At 45.6% G+C, this 15,699-nt stretch carries 17 protein-coding genes; 7 read left to right on the top strand and 10 right to left on the bottom strand.

Annotation, left to right across the window (positions count from 1 at the left end):
- The first annotated feature begins 54 nt into the window (after window positions 1-54).
- The gene (locus FD968_RS07720; protein WP_215365268.1) at window positions 55-774 is read left to right on the top strand and encodes a sulfite exporter TauE/SafE family protein; all 720 of its coding nucleotides are present in this window, start codon (window positions 55-57) and stop codon (window positions 772-774) included.
- Here FD968_RS07720 and FD968_RS07715 read toward each other — a convergent pair.
- Window positions 771-2,399, bottom strand: a complete 1,629-nt coding sequence (locus FD968_RS07715; RefSeq protein WP_215365266.1) for a SulP family inorganic anion transporter — start codon at window positions 2,397-2,399, stop codon at window positions 771-773. The two genes, FD968_RS07720 and FD968_RS07715, sit on opposite strands and share 4 nt — an antisense overlap.
- Before the next feature lie 7 nt (window positions 2,400-2,406).
- On the bottom strand, window positions 2,407-2,808 hold the full coding sequence (locus FD968_RS07710) for a DUF2177 family protein (protein WP_215365264.1): 402 nt from the start codon (window positions 2,806-2,808) through the stop codon (window positions 2,407-2,409).
- Window positions 2,809-2,895: 87 nt separating this feature from the next.
- On the opposite strand from FD968_RS07710, the gene FD968_RS07705 reads away from it, so the two are divergent.
- Window positions 2,896-3,336 (top strand): universal stress protein, encoded by a 441-nt coding sequence (locus tag FD968_RS07705; RefSeq protein ID WP_215365261.1) that lies wholly within the window; start codon window positions 2,896-2,898, stop codon window positions 3,334-3,336.
- Between the two features lie 66 nt (window positions 3,337-3,402).
- Here FD968_RS07705 and FD968_RS07700 read toward each other — a convergent pair whose 3' ends face one another.
- Complete coding sequence (locus tag FD968_RS07700; RefSeq protein ID WP_251367544.1) at window positions 3,403-4,851, bottom strand: M23 family metallopeptidase; 1,449 nt, start codon at window positions 4,849-4,851, stop codon at window positions 3,403-3,405.
- A 130-nt stretch (window positions 4,852-4,981) separates the two neighbouring features.
- Here FD968_RS07700 and FD968_RS07695 point away from each other — a divergent pair, with 130 nt between their 5' ends.
- Window positions 4,982-6,115 carry a mandelate racemase/muconate lactonizing enzyme family protein gene (locus FD968_RS07695; RefSeq protein WP_215365259.1) on the top strand — a complete coding sequence of 378 codons (1,134 nt, stop codon included), beginning with the start codon at window positions 4,982-4,984 and terminating at the stop codon, window positions 6,113-6,115.
- 80 nt (window positions 6,116-6,195) lie between these two features.
- On the opposite strand, the gene FD968_RS07690 is transcribed toward FD968_RS07695, so the two are convergent.
- The 4 genes from FD968_RS07690 to FD968_RS07675 all read right to left on the bottom strand — a co-directional run bounded on the left by FD968_RS07690 (window position 6,196) and on the right by FD968_RS07675 (window position 11,131).
- Entirely contained in the window at window positions 6,196-8,208 is a 2,013-nt protein-coding gene (locus tag FD968_RS07690) for a TRAP transporter fused permease subunit (protein WP_215365257.1), read from the bottom strand.
- Between the two features lie 72 nt (window positions 8,209-8,280).
- Complete coding sequence (locus FD968_RS07685) at window positions 8,281-9,231, bottom strand: TAXI family TRAP transporter solute-binding subunit (protein ID WP_215365255.1); 951 nt, start codon at window positions 9,229-9,231, stop codon at window positions 8,281-8,283.
- Window positions 9,232-9,262: 31 nt separating this feature from the next.
- Window positions 9,263-10,189, bottom strand: coding sequence for a dihydrodipicolinate synthase family protein (locus tag FD968_RS07680; protein ID WP_215365253.1), 927 nt, complete (start codon window positions 10,187-10,189; stop codon window positions 9,263-9,265).
- Window positions 10,190-10,201: 12 nt separating this feature from the next.
- Window positions 10,202-11,131, bottom strand: a complete 930-nt coding sequence (locus FD968_RS07675; protein WP_215365251.1) for a 2-hydroxyacid dehydrogenase — start codon at window positions 11,129-11,131, stop codon at window positions 10,202-10,204.
- An 84-nt stretch (window positions 11,132-11,215) separates the two neighbouring features.
- On the opposite strand from FD968_RS07675, the gene FD968_RS07670 reads away from it, so the two are divergent.
- Window positions 11,216-12,157 (top strand): 3-hydroxyacyl-CoA dehydrogenase family protein, encoded by a 942-nt coding sequence (locus FD968_RS07670; RefSeq protein ID WP_215365249.1) that lies wholly within the window; start codon window positions 11,216-11,218, stop codon window positions 12,155-12,157.
- A gap of 22 nt (window positions 12,158-12,179) precedes the next feature.
- On the opposite strand, the gene FD968_RS07665 is transcribed toward FD968_RS07670, so the two are convergent.
- Window positions 12,180-13,385: an MFS transporter gene (locus tag FD968_RS07665; protein ID WP_215365247.1), complete on the bottom strand. Its 1,206-nt coding sequence runs from the start codon at window positions 13,383-13,385 to the stop codon at window positions 12,180-12,182.
- A gap of 41 nt (window positions 13,386-13,426) precedes the next feature.
- On the opposite strand from FD968_RS07665, the gene FD968_RS07660 reads away from it, so the two are divergent.
- Window positions 13,427-14,107, top strand: a complete 681-nt coding sequence (locus FD968_RS07660; protein WP_215365245.1) for a cytochrome b/b6 domain-containing protein — start codon at window positions 13,427-13,429, stop codon at window positions 14,105-14,107.
- Between the two features lie 5 nt (window positions 14,108-14,112).
- On the opposite strand, the gene FD968_RS07655 is transcribed toward FD968_RS07660, so the two are convergent.
- Window positions 14,113-14,565, bottom strand: coding sequence for a cytochrome c (locus FD968_RS07655; RefSeq protein WP_215365243.1), 453 nt, complete (start codon window positions 14,563-14,565; stop codon window positions 14,113-14,115).
- Window positions 14,566-14,654: 89 nt separating this feature from the next.
- Window positions 14,655-15,317, bottom strand: a complete 663-nt coding sequence (locus tag FD968_RS07650; protein ID WP_215365240.1) for a site-2 protease family protein — start codon at window positions 15,315-15,317, stop codon at window positions 14,655-14,657.
- A 28-nt stretch (window positions 15,318-15,345) separates the two neighbouring features.
- Here FD968_RS07650 and FD968_RS07645 point away from each other — a divergent pair, with 28 nt between their 5' ends.
- Together FD968_RS07645 and FD968_RS07640 are read left to right on the top strand one after the other, a co-directional pair.
- Window positions 15,346-15,513, top strand: a complete 168-nt coding sequence (locus FD968_RS07645) for a hypothetical protein (RefSeq protein ID WP_161484824.1) — start codon at window positions 15,346-15,348, stop codon at window positions 15,511-15,513.
- Window positions 15,514-15,555: 42 nt separating this feature from the next.
- Complete coding sequence (locus FD968_RS07640; RefSeq protein ID WP_172793433.1) at window positions 15,556-15,693, top strand: hypothetical protein; 138 nt, start codon at window positions 15,556-15,558, stop codon at window positions 15,691-15,693.
- Window positions 15,694-15,699: the final 6 nt, after the last annotated feature.

Raw genomic sequence — 15,699 nt, 5'->3', positions numbered from 1 at the left:
AGTTTATTCTATAAGTATGAAAATCAGCACTTTCCCTCATTCTTTACTCAAGAAATGCTAACCACCAGTCTTCTTTTAGCAGTCTTCCTAGGTGCTCTGGTGAGCGGCTGGCATTGCGCTTTGATGTGTGGTGGCATCGCAGCTGCCATAGAGCGTCCCAGCACCTTAGAGAGCCCATTAAGAGCCAAATCAGAGCTCTTTTACCTTCAGCTTGTCATGCATTTGGGTCGTGTCACAACATATGTTTTATTGGGCGCTTTGGCGGCTTGGATAGGAGTAGTTGTTTGGCAACAGAATTTACTGCCCATTCAAAGATCACTTTTTATTTTGACTTCTTTGCTCTTGATTTACATGGGCTTTCGTTTATTGGGTTTAGGTAAATCAGAGGGGCGAATCGGCGGTAGATGGTTGAATACTCAAATCGCTAGTTATTGGGCTAAATATTTAGGCCGTTTTGCTAGCGGACCATCACGTTGGTTTAGTGGCATGCTTTGGGGTTTGGTGCCCTGTGGTTTGGTGTACAGCGTATTGCCTTTGGCTTTTTTATCTGGAGATGTTTTCACAGGCGCTGCATTAATGCTGGCATTTGGTTTGGGTACCTTGCCGAACTTGTTGTTGATTTCTAAATTCTCGGCTGCCTTGACACAGTTTGGGCAATACCAATGGGTGCGCTACTTGGCAGTGTTGCTGCTTTTTACCGCAGGCGGATTTGGTTTATATCGTGCTTGGGTCTTGCCAGAAGCTTTGCTAAAAGGCGGCTTCTGTATTTCTTAGTGCCCAGTTGTAGCAGCAATGCCAGAGAGCAAATCTGGGTATAGGCAATCTGGGGGCAGGCTTTGCAAGAATCCACTGCGTTGTGCCATCTCATAAGGCTGATGATCTAAACCGCAAATGATGAGTTTGATATTACGGATTTTGCATAGATGAGCCAATTCTGCAATCGTTTCCATTCCAGAGGTGTCTACGTAAATTACATTTTTCAAGTCAATTAATAAAACTTGAGAAGGTAACTTTTCTTCAATCTTTTCTAGCAGCTTTACCGCGCCAAAAAAGATGGCACCATAAATTCGGTAGGCATCAATCCGGCCTTGTTGATTTTCTAGTTGCGGAAAGTGCTCACTATCAGCTAACTCACAGCGAGATAGGCTGGAGATGCGGTAGATAAAGGTGATAAAGGCAAAGAGTAGGCCTACCTGTACCGCGATGGTGAGATCTAAGATGACTGTGAGTAAAAATACGCTCATGATGGTGAGTTGGTAGGGCAAACGGAATTGCTTTAAATCGATAAACTTTTTCCACTCACCCATATTCCAGGCTACATACATCAAGATTGCAGCCAAACTAGCCAAAGGAATATCTTTTGCTAGGGGTGCTGCAAATAAAACTACTAACAATAAAGTGATGGCGTGAACTATGCCTGATAGCGGGGTTGTACCGCCACTTTCGATGTTGGTGACAGTACGGGCAATCGTACCTGTTGCAGGCATGCCGCCAAAAAATGGCGTTACTAGGTTGGCAACGCCTTGCGCCATAAGTTCTTGATTTGAATCATGACGTTGATGCGTTAAGCCATCCGCAATGCGGGCGCAGAGTAAAGATTCAATAGCACCCAATAAGGCTAAAGTTAGGGCAGGGATCACCATAAATTGGGCTGTACCTAAGCCAATAGGAATCCATTCAAAATGCGGCAAGCTAGACGGGATTCCACCGAATCGACTACCTATCGTGTCAACTGGTAAGTTCAAGAGTGCAGTGATAATGGTGGCTAGAACCATGGCTATCACCGTACCTGGCAGGTGACTAAGCCAACCCAAATGCTTCCGAAGCATTTTCCAGGCAATAATGATGGCCAAACTTCCACAGGCCAAACTGAGTGCCGCAGGATTGACTGTATCTGCTGCGTTATATAAAGCTTGTACCGCCTGAAAAAATTGAGCAGGCATTTTCTCAATCGTTAGGCCAAAGAAATCCTTAATTTGTGACAGGCCAATTAATACTGCAATACCATTGGTAAATCCGATGATGACAGCGATTGGAATAAATCTCACCAGCGTTCCAAGTCTGAACGCTCCCATCAGCAACAGAAACACACCAGACATCGCAGTAGCAAGCAATAAATTAGGTACGCCATAACGCTCCACAATGCCGTACACAATGACAATAAATGCACCAGCGGGGCCACCGATTTGAACGCGACTTCCACCCAATAGAGAAATCAAGCCCCCGGCAATAATGGCAGTGAAAATACCAGCCTCGGGTTTTAATCCACTGGCAATTGCAAAGGCCATTGCTAAGGGGAGTGCGACAACTCCGACAGTAAGACCTGCTAAGACGTCCTTGGTAAATAGGGTGCTGTTATAGCCCTTAAAGGAGTCAAGAATTTTCGGATGAAAAAACATTATCTGCTTAAGAAATTCGATTACCTACCCAGTAGGTCATTCCTGCAGAAAACGCTGTCACAACTGACCCCCAGGCAATATCAATAAATGCCAGTCTAGTTGGAAAGTCGCGAATGATTGCTAGATTGGTGAGGTCGTAAGTCATGTAGCAAAAGAAGCCAAATAGCGCACCGTATTGCAGTGCATAAATGAGGGACTGTTTTGATAGAGCAGGCGCAACGACAAAAATACAAACTCCCAGGGCATACAGAAGGTAAAACGCTAAGCCTGCAATGAGCTTAGGTTCGCTGGCCATTAAATCGCCCATTTCCTCTCGATAGAGGTTTTTTGCTATTCCCAAGAGCCAGATCAAATCCACCGCAATAAGGGTGATGAAAAACGTGAAGTAAATTCCTAAATACTTGAGCAATTCAGTTCCCCTTTGAGCTTTGATGGGTCAATAATAAGCATTATGATGGAAAGAGTAGATAAGTAGTTCAATTTAAAGGGGGTAAATATGTTTAAGCATTTATTGGTGCCGGTTGACGGTTCAGATGTCAGTAAAAAGTCTTTAAAAAAAGTCGCTGAACTTGCTAAGGCGGACGGCGCTGCTGTGACTTTGGTATACGTTTCCGATCCCTTGCCTCCTTTAGTGTATTCCGACAGTACGATGGGTTACGGGGTGTCTGCAAAAGAACATAAAAGTGTTTGTGAAGCCTATGCAAAAGACGTCTTTAAAAAAGCGGCTACTGCTCTTGGCGCCAGCATCAAAGCAAAATCTATGCATATTTCCAATACAAATCTTGCTGAAGGTATTTTGGATGGCGCTAAAAAGGCAAAAGCCGATGTCATCGTGATGGCTTCCCATAAACGCACTGGCATCAAAAGTGTTTTGTTGGGTAGCGAAACACATGAGGTTATCGTGCACTCTAAGCTTCCGGTACTCGTGCTCGGATAAATTATTTTGAGTGTTGCAAAAAACATAGGGTCCAATCGGACCCTATTTATTTATGACGGTTTGTCATTATTTATATTGCTGACTTAGTGGGCTACCGAGTAGCAAAATTTCTCTTGTGAGCTGGCCACTCTCGTTATCTCGCATTGACCATAGGTCAAGTTGTGTTTTGGCTGCATAGGGATCGACGTAGATGCCATCTTTTCTGAGTTCGAAATGGAGATGGGGTCCAGTAGAGCGACCAGTCGATCCAACATAACCAATTTCAAGGCCACGACGCACTTCATTGCCAACTTCAAGTTCGGGATTGTAGGCACTTAGATGAGCGTAGTAAGTGTGATAACTGCCTGGATGCTCAAGCACAATCAAATTACCAAATGCGCCGCTATAGCCAAGGTGTACCACTCTGCCATTGGCTACACTAAAGATGGGCGTGCCTACTGGCGCAGCATAATCAATCCCCATATGAGCGCGGTAACGTTGTTTGGCTTGTACGGGTTGAGTCACGGCTGCATTATTTTTTGGGCGCTTAGGAGCACCGGCTCGTACCATGCCCACGCCACGTGAGATACGTCGATAGCTTAATGGGTTGGTCCAGAAGGAGCGCTCAAGGGACTCTCCACCACCGGTGAAGAAGCCACCTGGAATATCGTTCCGTTCGACCCAAAATGCGCTAGCAAATACTTCTTTATTAGCTGGGTCGATGATCTCTACTGCCCAAATTTGTGCCCATCTTTCTCGGTCACCAAAGTCAACAATGAGCCTAACGATGCTATTGGTGTTTTCAAGAGAGTTATTGTCTTCAGGATAAATTTGTTTGATGATGGAATTCAGTTCCCAGACTAATTCCACTGGGAGCTTGTCACCCAATTTGCGTGGATCATATAAAACTTCTTTTAAGGGCACGCGAATTTCTGTGAGATTTTTAGACTCATTCCTAAGAAGATCTTGCTGCACTAAGAATCCACCAAAGGCTGAAGGTGTAAATGTCCACACTTCTGTTTTACTGTCTTGAATGGGACCATTCATGATGCTCAGTGAGTCAAAACGATTACGTGTAGTGAATGCAACGGCATAAGGAATACATTCCCCTCGCATCTTGTCAAAAAATCCCTTGGTCTGGTTTTTGAAGAAGTCAGAAAACTGGCGGTTATCGATACCAACACTAGAGGGTAGATTGTCCTCATTAAAATTCCGTCGCAGACAGCCTTGCATCACCCGATAGTCCAAGTTGGCATCACTATCCAGCATGAGCTCGCTCGGATCCTTTTTCTGAAAGAGTGATGGGTTCAGACTCATGCCATTGGTCTTCGACCCAGCCCCTGCAGATTTGTCCTTAAACCCTACTTGCTTGGAGTTCTGCACGTAGACTTTGGTGCGACTTTGATTGGGCTTTTGAGTCTGAGTGGTCTGTGCTTGAGCTCCAGAACTCAACCCGATCAGCAGGCTGAGCAACCCACATCCCAGTAGGAGCATCCCTTTTGTGAGCTGGTTGGAAGAAGTTGCTTTTCTATTCACTTGGTAATTATCTAATAATGTGACCTATACCCCAGATAATTATGTTGTACTGCAATAAATTAACCCTACAAAAGGCGCAAACCCAGTATTTCATTACTAGATACAATATTTTTTTCATTAAGGAGTTCAGATGCCGATCATCGAATCTGTGCAAGTCGCTTCAGTAGCTGTACCTTTGGATAAGGTCACTTCTTTTTCAACCCGTACCGTATCAGAACGTCACTATTGCTTGGTTAAAGTCCGCGGTAAGGATGGTAATGAGGGAATTGGCTTTTGCTACGTCGGCAGCGCTGGTGGTGATATCGCCAAAATTGCCGTTGAGCAATTGCTTGCACCAAAGCTCATTGGCCAAAATAGCCATCGTAGTGAAGGTCTTTGGATGGATATGTATAACGAATCCATTTTGCAAGGGCGTACTGGCGCTGTGATGCGAGGCATCTCAATTTTGGATACGGCGCTTTGGGATCTCAACGCGCGCGCTGCAGGTTTACCTTTGCATCACTATCTTGGTTCAGTAGTTGACGATCGTGTGCCAGCTTATGCTAGCGGTGGCTATTATTTGGAAGGTAAAACTCCTGCCAAACTTGGTAAGGAGATGGAGTCCTATGTCAAGCAGGGCTTTAAGGCGGTCAAGATGAAAGTAGGGCGCTTGTCTCCTGCAGAAGAAGAGGCGCGAGTTAATGCTGCCCGCAAAGCTATTGGTGATGACATCCTTTTGACGCTGGATGCAAATAATGCCTGGCGCGATTTACCTACGGCGCTCGAGTATGTCAGACGCTTTGAGGCGTACAACCCGTACTGGATTGAAGAACCTTTTTCTCCTGATGCAATAGATTTGCATGCTGCCTTGGCGCGTCAAACAAAGATCAACGTTGCTACGGGTGAGATGGAGGCGGGTCGTTGGCGGTTTAGAGAATTAATTGATGCCGGTGGCGCAGCAATCTTGCAATCGGATGCTGCGGTATGTGGCGGTATTACGGAGTGGCGCCGTATCTCTGCTTATGCGGATGCTAAGGGTATTATTGTTTGCCCACACTGGATGCATGATTTACATGCTCCCCTAGTAGCGGCAACCCCGAATGCCCGCTTTGTAGAATTTTTCTTAGATGATCAAGTGCTTAACTTCCGTAGATTAATTAACAAGCAATTAACCTTTAAGAATGGCGATTTGATTTTGCATAAGACCCCAGGATTGGGCTTTGAGTTCGATGAAGCTGCCATAAAGAAATATGCAGGCAAAACACCTTGGACCAAAATTGCCTAAGTGAAAATGTTCTTATTAAAAATAAAGCCCGCAACTGCGGGCTTTATTTATTGAGACTTACCAGCTTGATTTGGAAAGTCTTAGGTCGACTTTCGATTGAGCTTGTAGTGAGTCATCATTTGAGTCACTAAGACTAAGCCAAAGCCAATAAAGCCAATGAGATCGGCCTCGGTAGATGGATAAGCTAGAGCCACACCAGAGATCACCATGATGATGCGTTCAAAGGATTTGGTTTTCTCAATAAACCAGCCTTGCAAGCCACCCGCTAAACAAATGATGCCAACAACTGCAGTAAAGGAGATCCAAGCAATCTGCATCCAGTCTGCTTGCTCAAGAGCGCTGCTAGAACCCATCAAGAGCAAGCTCACACCAGATTTATCCAAAACAAACATGAACGGCACCAAGATGGCTGGAGCAACATATTTCCAAGTTTGTAAGGTTGTCTTATATGGATTGCCCTTGCAAATCGCAGCAGCAGCAAATGGTGACAATGCAGTTGGAGGGGATACTTCAGATAGAACTGCGTAATAGAAGATGAACATATGGGCTGCAAATGCTGGAACACCCAAATTGATTAAAGCTGGAGCTGCAATCACTGCGCAAATAATATAAGAGGCAGTTACTGGAACAGCGAGACCCACAATCCAAACAATTAAGGCTGTGAAGATTGCCGTGAGCAATAAAGAGCCGCCCGCATACTGAATCACGATCGAGCTAAATTTAAGGCCTAGACCAGTTAAAGTCACTGTGCCCACAATTAGGCCGGCGCCAGCACAGGTAGCTGCAATGGCTAATACACCAGTGGAGCCTGAAGCCAGGGCTTTAGTTAGGTTGGAGTTATAAAGCCCAGAAAGAATCGGTTCCTTGCCTTTAAACCAAGCCCAGGGAATGATGGCCGTATCTTCACGCAACATACTGGAGAAGGCGGATACGACAGTGGCCCAGAATACCGACATGACTGGCGAGAAACCGAACATCATAAATACGACAATCGAAATCAGCGAGAAGAAATGAAACCAATATTTTTTGGTGAGACTCCATGCAGATTCAGCGGATTCAAAGTGAATGTTCTTCATGCCATATTTACGAACATCAATCTCGACCATCACAAACAAACCGAGATAAAACAGAATGGTTGGAATGGTTGCCATTAGTAAGACATCTAAATACGAGATCTTGAGGAAGTCTGCAATCAAAAAGGCAGCGGCGCCTAAAACTGGCGGCGAGATGATAGCGCCAAGACCGCCAGCAGCCAGCAGTCCGCCAGCAGCATTTTTTTCGTAACCCACCTTATCGAGCATAGGTGCTGCGACAGAGCCTACGGTAACGGTAGTGGCAACACCAGAGCCTGATGGCCCACCCATTAAAAAGGAAGAAAGAACAATCGTTCTGCCTACGCCAGAGGATTTACCGCCCATGGCAGCAAAAGAGAAGTCAATAAAGAATTTACCGGCACCAGTAAATTGCAAGAAGGCGCCAAAAATCGTAAAGAGAATAATCAGGGTTGCGGATACATCGACCGCTGTTCCATAGATGCCCTCTAGGCTCATATACATATAACCAACGAGGCGATCTAAACCATAACCCTTATGCGTCCATGGCGCTGGCAAATAATTACCAAACAAAGCGTAGAGCAGGAATAAGACGGTGACGCTCACTAAGACCATGCCATTGGTTCTGCGCACACTCTCCAGAATCAGCAGAATGAGGCCAATACCAATCATGACATCGGTTGGGTTGGGTGCGGTATTGCGATCCATAAAGTCATCGCCGCCACTCAAGATGTAATAAGCGATGGCAACTGAGCCTATAGCAAATAAAACATCCCAAAACATTAACTTATTTTTAAAGCGAGCTGCAATCGGAAAACTTAAGAACACCAGAAACAATACTAAGGCAACGTGAATGACGCGTAACTGCTGAGTGGGAACAATAGAATAGGCGGCGTAGAGATGAAACAAAGACATGCCTACAGCTACGAGGGTAATGAACTTGGCTAATAAGCCCTTGTAGTCATTAGAGTCACCTTCCTCTTGCTTAATAAAGGCGTCTAATTTTTCTTGGGTTTCATTATCGATGACGTTCTGATTCATGCTTCTACCTATTTTGATATTGATGCACTACTTAAAAGCAGAAGGGGTGAGATTAACTCACCCCGAGATGGCTTAGTTTACCTTGACACCTTTTTCTTTTAGGTACTTTAAGGCGCCTGGATGATAGGCAATGGGTGTTGCATTAGATTTTTGAGTTTCTAATTTGATGTTTCTGAACTCCGCATGTGAACGGACTAACTCAAGTTGATTATCAAAAATAGCTTTGACGATCTTATATGCCTCTGCATCAGGCATAGATGAGTTTACAACTAGTAGATTTGCAACTGCTGCAACATTGTTATCTTTTGCCATACCACTATAGGTTTGTTTAGTGATTACGGCTGGGAAGTAAAGATTGCCATATTTTTTATTCATAGCAGGAACTTCAGCAGCCGTATCTACCATCACAATTTTCATGCCTGGGCTATTGGCTAAATCAGTCACGGCTGCAGTAGGAAGACCGCCGACCCAGAAGAAAGCATCAATCTTTCGATCTTTTACTGCGTTGACAGATTCGGCAACACTCAAGCGCTCGCGTTTTACATCCTTATCTTTATCTAGACCTGCAGCCTCTAGTAAGCGGAAGGCCATCACTTCCGTAGCGCTTCCGGGTGCGCCTGTACTAACACGCTTGCCTTTTAAATCTTTCATTGATTTAATGCCGGTAGATTCTACTGTGGCAACGTGCATGAGGTTTGGATACAGGATGAGTAAGGTCCGCAAATCTACTGGCTTATCTTTGAATTTATCTTCACCAACGGAAGCGTCTTTGGCTGCATCAGCCATTGAGAAGGCAACATAAGGTTTGCCGGTACCAACTAGCTTTAAGTTATCTACAGAACCGCCCGTGACTTCGGCTGTTGCTGACATTCCTGGCACTTTACTGGAAAGCATGGCAGCCAGACCACCACCCATTGGGTAGTAAACGCCACCTGTACCACCAGTTGCAATCGAAATATTTTGTGCGTAAGCGTTAGCCCATAAAAAACTGAGTGATAACGCAATGATTTTTAATAATTTCATGGTTGTCTCCTATTGGTCTTATCTAAATGGATTAAAGGCCTGGCATGCTGAAGTTAATTTGCTTTAACTCGCTGAGAAGCTGAGCTTGTTGATCGGCTGTTAACTGCATGAGTGGTGGACGTACACGGAGCCACTCTGGATCGTTGCTGTAATGTGCCACGGCTGTTTTCATACCCGCAATCATTTGATATTTAGCAAAGACGCTACGCACTTTATCTAGCTCTGCTTGACGTTCGTCAGCATTGGATTCTCTCCAATGGGCAGCAAGATCTGCAATGGCATGTGGGTTGACGTTTGCTGTAGCAGAGATACAACCAACACCGCCGGCACGTAATGTACGCATCAAGAAAACTTCGCTACCCGCATATACGCGGAAGCCTGATGGAGCTAAGAGCTTAATCACAGACTCTGTATAGGCCCAATCACCCGAACTATCTTTCATACCAACGATAGTCTTTGGATATTCTTTTGCCAGGCGCTCAAGCAATGACAGGCTTAAGTTAATTTTTGTTACTGGCGGAATGTTGTAAATGTAAATTTGCAGTGCGGAGCTACCCATCTTTTGAATCACTTCGGAAAAGTAGGCAAACAATCCATCATCGGTAATGTCTTTGTAGTAGAAGGGCGGCAACATTAATACGCCTGCGCATTTATGGCTTAAGGCATGGGCAGTCATCCGATAAGTACTCTCGATCGAAGTAGACCCAGTACCCGGCATCATGTGTTCAGGGTTTAAGCCACCCTCAATCAATGCAGTCAGCGTATTCATCTTTTGAGTGGCAGACATGGAGTTTGCTTCGGAGTTGGTGCCAAAGATCGCTTGACCTACACCATTGGACTCTAGCCATTTACATTGCTTCAGTAATTTTTGGGCATCAGGATGTCCGTCTGCTTTAAAAGGTGTTAAGACTGGTGAAAGCACAGCTGGCAGGGTGGATGGATGCAAAGAGATGGTCATGCTGACTCCGTTTTAATAATGAACTTCAGTAAGAAGTGGTTGTTGTTTAAAGAAAGCTTCTAAATTATCTACGGCTAAATTTGTCATGGCTATCCGCGTTTCCAAGGTAGCACTTCCAATATGGGGTGTTAGTAAAACATTATCTAGCTTCAGAAAGGCAGGATTTGGATTGGGTTCATTATTGAACACGTCTAGGGCTGCCCCAGCAATTTGTTTATGCTGCAGCGCATATAAAAGATCGGATTCGTTAACAACGCTACCGCGAGCGATATTAATAAGGAAGGACGAAGGCCCTAACGCTTTTAATACGGACGTATCAACCAAGTTATCTGTATCTGGGGTGGCCGGACAAGCCAGAAATAAAACATCGCAGGCTTCCGCCAAGTCTTTGATTTCTTTGTAATAGGTGTAAGGGACGGGCTTAGGGTTTGGGCCTGAGTAAGCAATCTCGACCTTAAACGGTTCTAGACGCTTGGCAAGGTCCTGACCAATACGGCCCATGCCCGCAATACCAACCTGTTTGCCTGCCAGAGTGGTGGTTAACTGAAAGAGGCCTTTAGACCAGGCGCCGCTTTTAACGTGCTCCTGGGACTCCGGAAGGCGCCGCATCAGACCCAGCATCATCCCAATGGCCAGTTCGCAGACGGCATCATTTAGAACGCCCGGTGTGTTGCTAGCCTTGATCCCTTTTTCCTTCAGGTAAGCCAAAGGGAGATTGTCGTAGCCCACGCCGCAGGTGGATACCAATTTAATGCTCGGAATCTGTTTCACAAGAGCTTCGGGCAATTTCGTATTGGAGCGGACCAAGATCGCCTCAAAATTGCCGGCAGGTGGGGGAGCGCTTACATCAAGGTGACGGGTCGGCGTAAAGCGGCGATCGATTTCCGCCTGCATAATCTCAGGAAAATGGCCGACCTGCAGCACCGAATTGACGGGGATCATGTCTGTCTCTATTTTTTATTGGAATAATGCTTCCATTGTATGAGGATTTTCGAAAAAAAGTCCTCCCCTCCAGGAGAATATGTCATGTTGTTTACCCCAGCAGAAACCAAGGTAGTCGTTGTCGGTGGCGGTACCATGGGCGCCGATGTCGCCGCGGTTTGCGCACGTGGCGGTTGCGCTGTTCAGGTGGTTGAACCAACGACTGAGCGTCGTGCACTTTTGCCGGACTATTTTGTGAACACCATGACCGAGTTAGGTTATGAAAATCGTATCCACCTATTATCTGTAGCAGGATCACTGGAGGAAGTAGATTGGGCTGATATCGATTTGGTCATTGAGTGCGTGCCAGAGCGCTTAGACATTAAGCGTGAACTATTTGCAAAGCTAGAAAAGTATGCAAAGCCTGAGGCAGTATTGGCTAGCAATAGCACCAGTTTTCCAATTAGCGAAATTGCCAACGGCTTAAAAACGGCTGCGCGCATGATTGGCTTACATTTCTTTATGCCGGCACATTTGATTCCTTGTGTTGAAGTAGTCTACGGAGCAAAAACATCGCCGATGGTTGGCGACAGTCTGACTCGATTGATGACTGCATGCGGTATGGTGCCTGTGACAGTGAAAAAAGACTTACCTGGATTCTTGGCAAATCGTTTGCAGCATGCTTTATCGCGTGAAGCGTTCTCCATGGTTGATGAAGGCATTTGTACTGTGGAAGATATTGATAAGGCGGTGCGCTTTGGTTTCGGCTTCCGCTATATCGCTGCTGGCCCTGCTATGCAACGGGATCACGCAGGGCTAGAGATCCATGCTGCTGGTGGTGCAACGATTTATCCATCACTCAATAATTCACAAACGATTGCGAAGTGTTTGAGTGAGCGTGTTGAGAGTGGAAAATTTGGCATGAAGACAGGTGAAGGCTTTTATTCATGGACAAAAGAGTCAATTAAAGCTGAGCGCGAACGCTATCAAGATGCCTTACGTGAAGGTCTCAAGATTATCCAAAAAGAGTTGCCAGAAATTAAATAGTTTTTAAACTCTGCAACCATTTCTAAGAAATATCTTTGAGATGGAGTTTACTCAGATGAGGTGCGAGTCGATAGGTGATCAAGACGATTGCAATGGTGGCGACTCCACCAAACACAATAGAGGGCACTAAGCCCAGCATGCTAGCCGCTATTCCAGACTCTAGTGCGCCTAGTTCATTCGAAGAGCCAATAAAGATTCCGTTGATGGCGCTGATTCTGCCGCGCATGTGATCTGGGGTGGTCAGTTGCATGATGCTACCCCGAATCACCACCGACACTGAGTCGCAACATCCCGAAATAAACAAGAAGAATGCGCAAACCCACAGATGGCTAGAGAGACCAAAAGCAATGATCGCCACACCAAATCCTGCTACCGATAGAAATAAGTGCTTACCGGAATCAGTTAGCAATGGCCGCTTAGCCAAATAGATGCCAGTAATCACTGCGCCCGCTGCTGGTGCTGCACGCAGAATGCCTAATGCTTCTGGCCCAGCATCTAACACTTCTTTAACAAATGCAGGAAGGATAGAAACGGCGCCGCCAAACAAAACGGCAAACATATCTAAAGCCATGATGCCTAGAATGAGCTCATGCTTTCGAACATAATCAAAGCCCTCTAAAAAACTTTTGAAGAAATGCCCTGAGAGTTGACTGATTTTTTCTTGTGGTGCATTTAGGAAGGTAACGCCATATAGGCCTATAGCACCACTGAGCCCAGCGAGAAGATAAGTCCACTCTAGTCCAGCAAAGCCAATCATCAGGCCGCCCAGGCCAGGGCCAGCGACAACGCAAATTTGAAATGCTGAAGATGCATATGCCGTATAACGTGGCAAATACTCTCTGGGAATAATTTGTCCAAAGATGGCGGTATAAGAAGGTCTTAATAAGGCGCGGCCCGCTCCAATAAAGGCAATGGCGATGTAAATCAAAGGGACTGGTGGCATTAGCCAGCCCAATGCAATCGCTGTTAGAAATAAAGCCACCCCAATATGAATGACGCAGGCAATCGCAGCAATCAGTTTGCGAGAGTAATGATCCACCGCATGACCTGCATAGAGTGCCAGCAGAAAGTAGGGCACCAGCTCGGCTAAACCAATCAAACCCAATGAAACTACGCTATTGGTAATTTCGTAGATATGCCAGCCAACTGCCACCATCGTAATTTGGTAGCTAAGCGTCGCGCCAATGCGATAAAGCAATAGAGTTTTAAAGGCTTTGCTGGGGTTCATTTTTAGTGAGTTTAAGGGAGTTTCTGCTTTATTCTTAAGGTATGAAGAAAACGATTCGTGTCTGGGACTTGCCAATTCGCCTATTTCATTGGTTCTTGGTGTTTTGTATTGTTGGCAGCCTGATTAGTGTCAACTTGGGGGGCAATGCCATTGCGTGGCATGCTTACTTTGGCTACAGCATTTTGACCTTGTTGATTTTTAGAATCGTCTGGGGATTTGTTGGCTCAAGGCACGCTCGCTTTATCACTTTCTTCCCTAATCGTGCAGCGATTTTGGCCTACCTTCAAGGAAGGTCTCCGCGCTTTTTGGGACACAACCCCATCGGCGCTCTCTCAGTATTTGCTTTGCTCTTTGTTTTAAGTGTTCAAGTATTGACGGGATTATTTGTAGATGATGAGATTGCATTTCAGGGCCCCTTAGCTAAATATGTACCCAATGTAGTTGTCTCCTTTTTGTCTGAGATTCATGAAGGCAATCAAGTCGTAATCTATACCTTGATTACGATTCATATCGCTGCAATTTGGTTTTATCGAAAATACAAAGGCGAAGACTTAATCAAGCCGATGCTGAGCGGCGACAAAGAAATCGACCCAAGCGAAGAAGCAAAATATTTGCCTTCTGACTTGGGTCAACCCTCCAAGGATGGAGGCCTACAACGCGCGCTGGCCTTAATAATCTTAAGTGCTATTGCCGTGGTGGTTGGTTACTTCATTACTAAATAAACAGATTATTTTTTTCTGAAATCATCGTGGCAACCTTTGCAGCTTGCACCTGCCGCACCGAATGCTTTCTTAATGCTATCTAGGTCGCCAGACTGAGCTGCCTTGTTGAGATCGACCACTGCTAATTGCATTTTTTCAGAAGCTGCCTTGAACTTAGCGTTATCAGACCAAATATCAGATTGTGCTTTACCACCTTCTGTGCCAGGACCAAATGCTTGCCATGGCAATGGAGAGAGAGTTGCAACAATTGCAGCATTCTTAGCAACATCATCTTTGTTGTAAGGTGCTTCACCTTTAACAACTGCACCAATTTTGCTAAATGAGTTTGCCATCACAGTGAAAACACTTTGGCGATACTTGATCGCATCTTCTGGTTTTTGAAATTGCGCCATCGCGGCGCCAGCACCAATGGCTAGAGTTGCCGCTGTGCTCGCTAAAATGATTTTGTGTAGTTTCATGGGAACCTCTTTAGATTTTTTTGTTAATGAAGACCGCCTTCTGTGAAATCAGCATACTCCCAAATGATGACTTTTGTTTGACGGCGGCATTAGAAAATCATCTGCACCGGGATGGTGAATAGATACACAACCCACTTAAAAAAGGCCATCAAGGGGTCCATCCAAAGGCTGCCGATAATTCCAGTAAAGACTAGTCCCAGGACAATAAAAAAGCCCCAAGGCTCTAGCTTGCCCAAGGCAATCGATTGGCGAGCAGGCAATAAGCTGGACAGAATGCGCCCACCATCTAAAGGCGGCAACGGAAAAAGATTAAAAACCAGTAGACCTAAGTTCCAAGTAATGCCGGCTTGGGCCATGGAGATAAAGAACTTTTCATTCATGCCAAAACCCAACAGTAGGATCAGCAAGATGGCCCAAATCAGGGCTTGGAAGAAGTTTGAGCCTGGGCCTGCTAAGGCGACCCAGATCGAGTCAATTCTGGGGTTGCGCAGGCGCCCAAAATTTACTGGTACGGGTTTGGCATAGCCAACCAAAAAGGGGGATCCCGTTAAAAGAAGTACCAATGGAATCAAGATAGTTCCGACGGGGTCTATATGTTTGGCGGGATTGAGACTCACCCGACCCAGCATATAGGCGGTGTTATCCCCAAATTTACGGGCTGCGTAGCCGTGGGCTGCCTCATGGATAGTGATGGCAAAAATTAGGGGAATCGCATTAATAGCGACGGCTTGGATAGAATAGTCAGTAATCATGGCAATATGATATCCATAGGAGCTAAAAGTGACTGATGACAAGAAAACAGACCCCAAAACCCCAGCAAAGCCTGTAGTAGCTAAGCCCCCAGCTCGCCCACCAGCACCAAAAGGCCCATCTGGACCGGCTGGTAGGCCTCAGGCTGGCTTTGGCGGCGGAAAAGGCATGATGCGCAAGGCTGGCCGCGGTCGATAGTGGATAATTACGCATTATTAATGTGTTTACAGAGGATTTAGCATGAACGAATGGCACAACGAATCTAAAGAAGAAGTTAACAAAAAGATCATTACTTTGATCGTGATGTTGGCTGCTGCAACTAGCTTGGCGATTTTGTTTGCATTGGTGGCTGCTCATACTGGTTACGTATTCGGTTAATCAGTC

Source organism: Polynucleobacter sp. AP-Titi-500A-B4 (genome assembly GCF_018688095.1).
Taxonomy (GTDB): Bacteria; Pseudomonadota; Gammaproteobacteria; order Burkholderiales; family Burkholderiaceae; genus Polynucleobacter.
The sequence above is the reverse complement of the archived record's forward strand: the minus strand, read 5'-3'. Positions and strand labels throughout refer to the sequence as shown.

Excerpts from the sequence above, each read along its gene's own strand:
- FD968_RS07705 (WP_215365261.1), top strand. The coding sequence starts at position 2,896 with ATGTTTAAGCATTTATTGGTGCCGGTTGACGGTTCAGATGTCAGTAAA.
- FD968_RS07720 (WP_215365268.1), top strand. The coding sequence starts at position 55 with ATGCTAACCACCAGTCTTCTTTTAGCAGTCTTCCTAGGTGCTCTGGTG.
- FD968_RS07695 (WP_215365259.1), top strand. The coding sequence starts at position 4,982 with ATGCCGATCATCGAATCTGTGCAAGTCGCTTCAGTAGCTGTACCTTTG.
- FD968_RS07715 (WP_215365266.1), bottom strand. The coding sequence starts at position 2,399 with ATGTTTTTTCATCCGAAAATTCTTGACTCCTTTAAGGGCTATAACAGC.
- FD968_RS07650 (WP_215365240.1), bottom strand. The coding sequence starts at position 15,317 with ATGATTACTGACTATTCTATCCAAGCCGTCGCTATTAATGCGATTCCC.
- FD968_RS07665 (WP_215365247.1), bottom strand. The coding sequence starts at position 13,385 with ATGAACCCCAGCAAAGCCTTTAAAACTCTATTGCTTTATCGCATTGGC.
- FD968_RS07640 (WP_172793433.1), top strand. The coding sequence starts at position 15,556 with ATGAACGAATGGCACAACGAATCTAAAGAAGAAGTTAACAAAAAGATC.
- FD968_RS07685 (WP_215365255.1), bottom strand. The coding sequence starts at position 9,231 with ATGAAATTATTAAAAATCATTGCGTTATCACTCAGTTTTTTATGGGCT.
- FD968_RS07690 (WP_215365257.1), bottom strand. The coding sequence starts at position 8,208 with ATGAATCAGAACGTCATCGATAATGAAACCCAAGAAAAATTAGACGCC.
- FD968_RS07675 (WP_215365251.1), bottom strand. The coding sequence starts at position 11,131 with ATGATCCCCGTCAATTCGGTGCTGCAGGTCGGCCATTTTCCTGAGATT.
- FD968_RS07670 (WP_215365249.1), top strand. The coding sequence starts at position 11,216 with ATGTTGTTTACCCCAGCAGAAACCAAGGTAGTCGTTGTCGGTGGCGGT.
- FD968_RS07660 (WP_215365245.1), top strand. The coding sequence starts at position 13,427 with ATGAAGAAAACGATTCGTGTCTGGGACTTGCCAATTCGCCTATTTCAT.
- FD968_RS07655 (WP_215365243.1), bottom strand. The coding sequence starts at position 14,565 with ATGAAACTACACAAAATCATTTTAGCGAGCACAGCGGCAACTCTAGCC.
- FD968_RS07680 (WP_215365253.1), bottom strand. The coding sequence starts at position 10,189 with ATGACCATCTCTTTGCATCCATCCACCCTGCCAGCTGTGCTTTCACCA.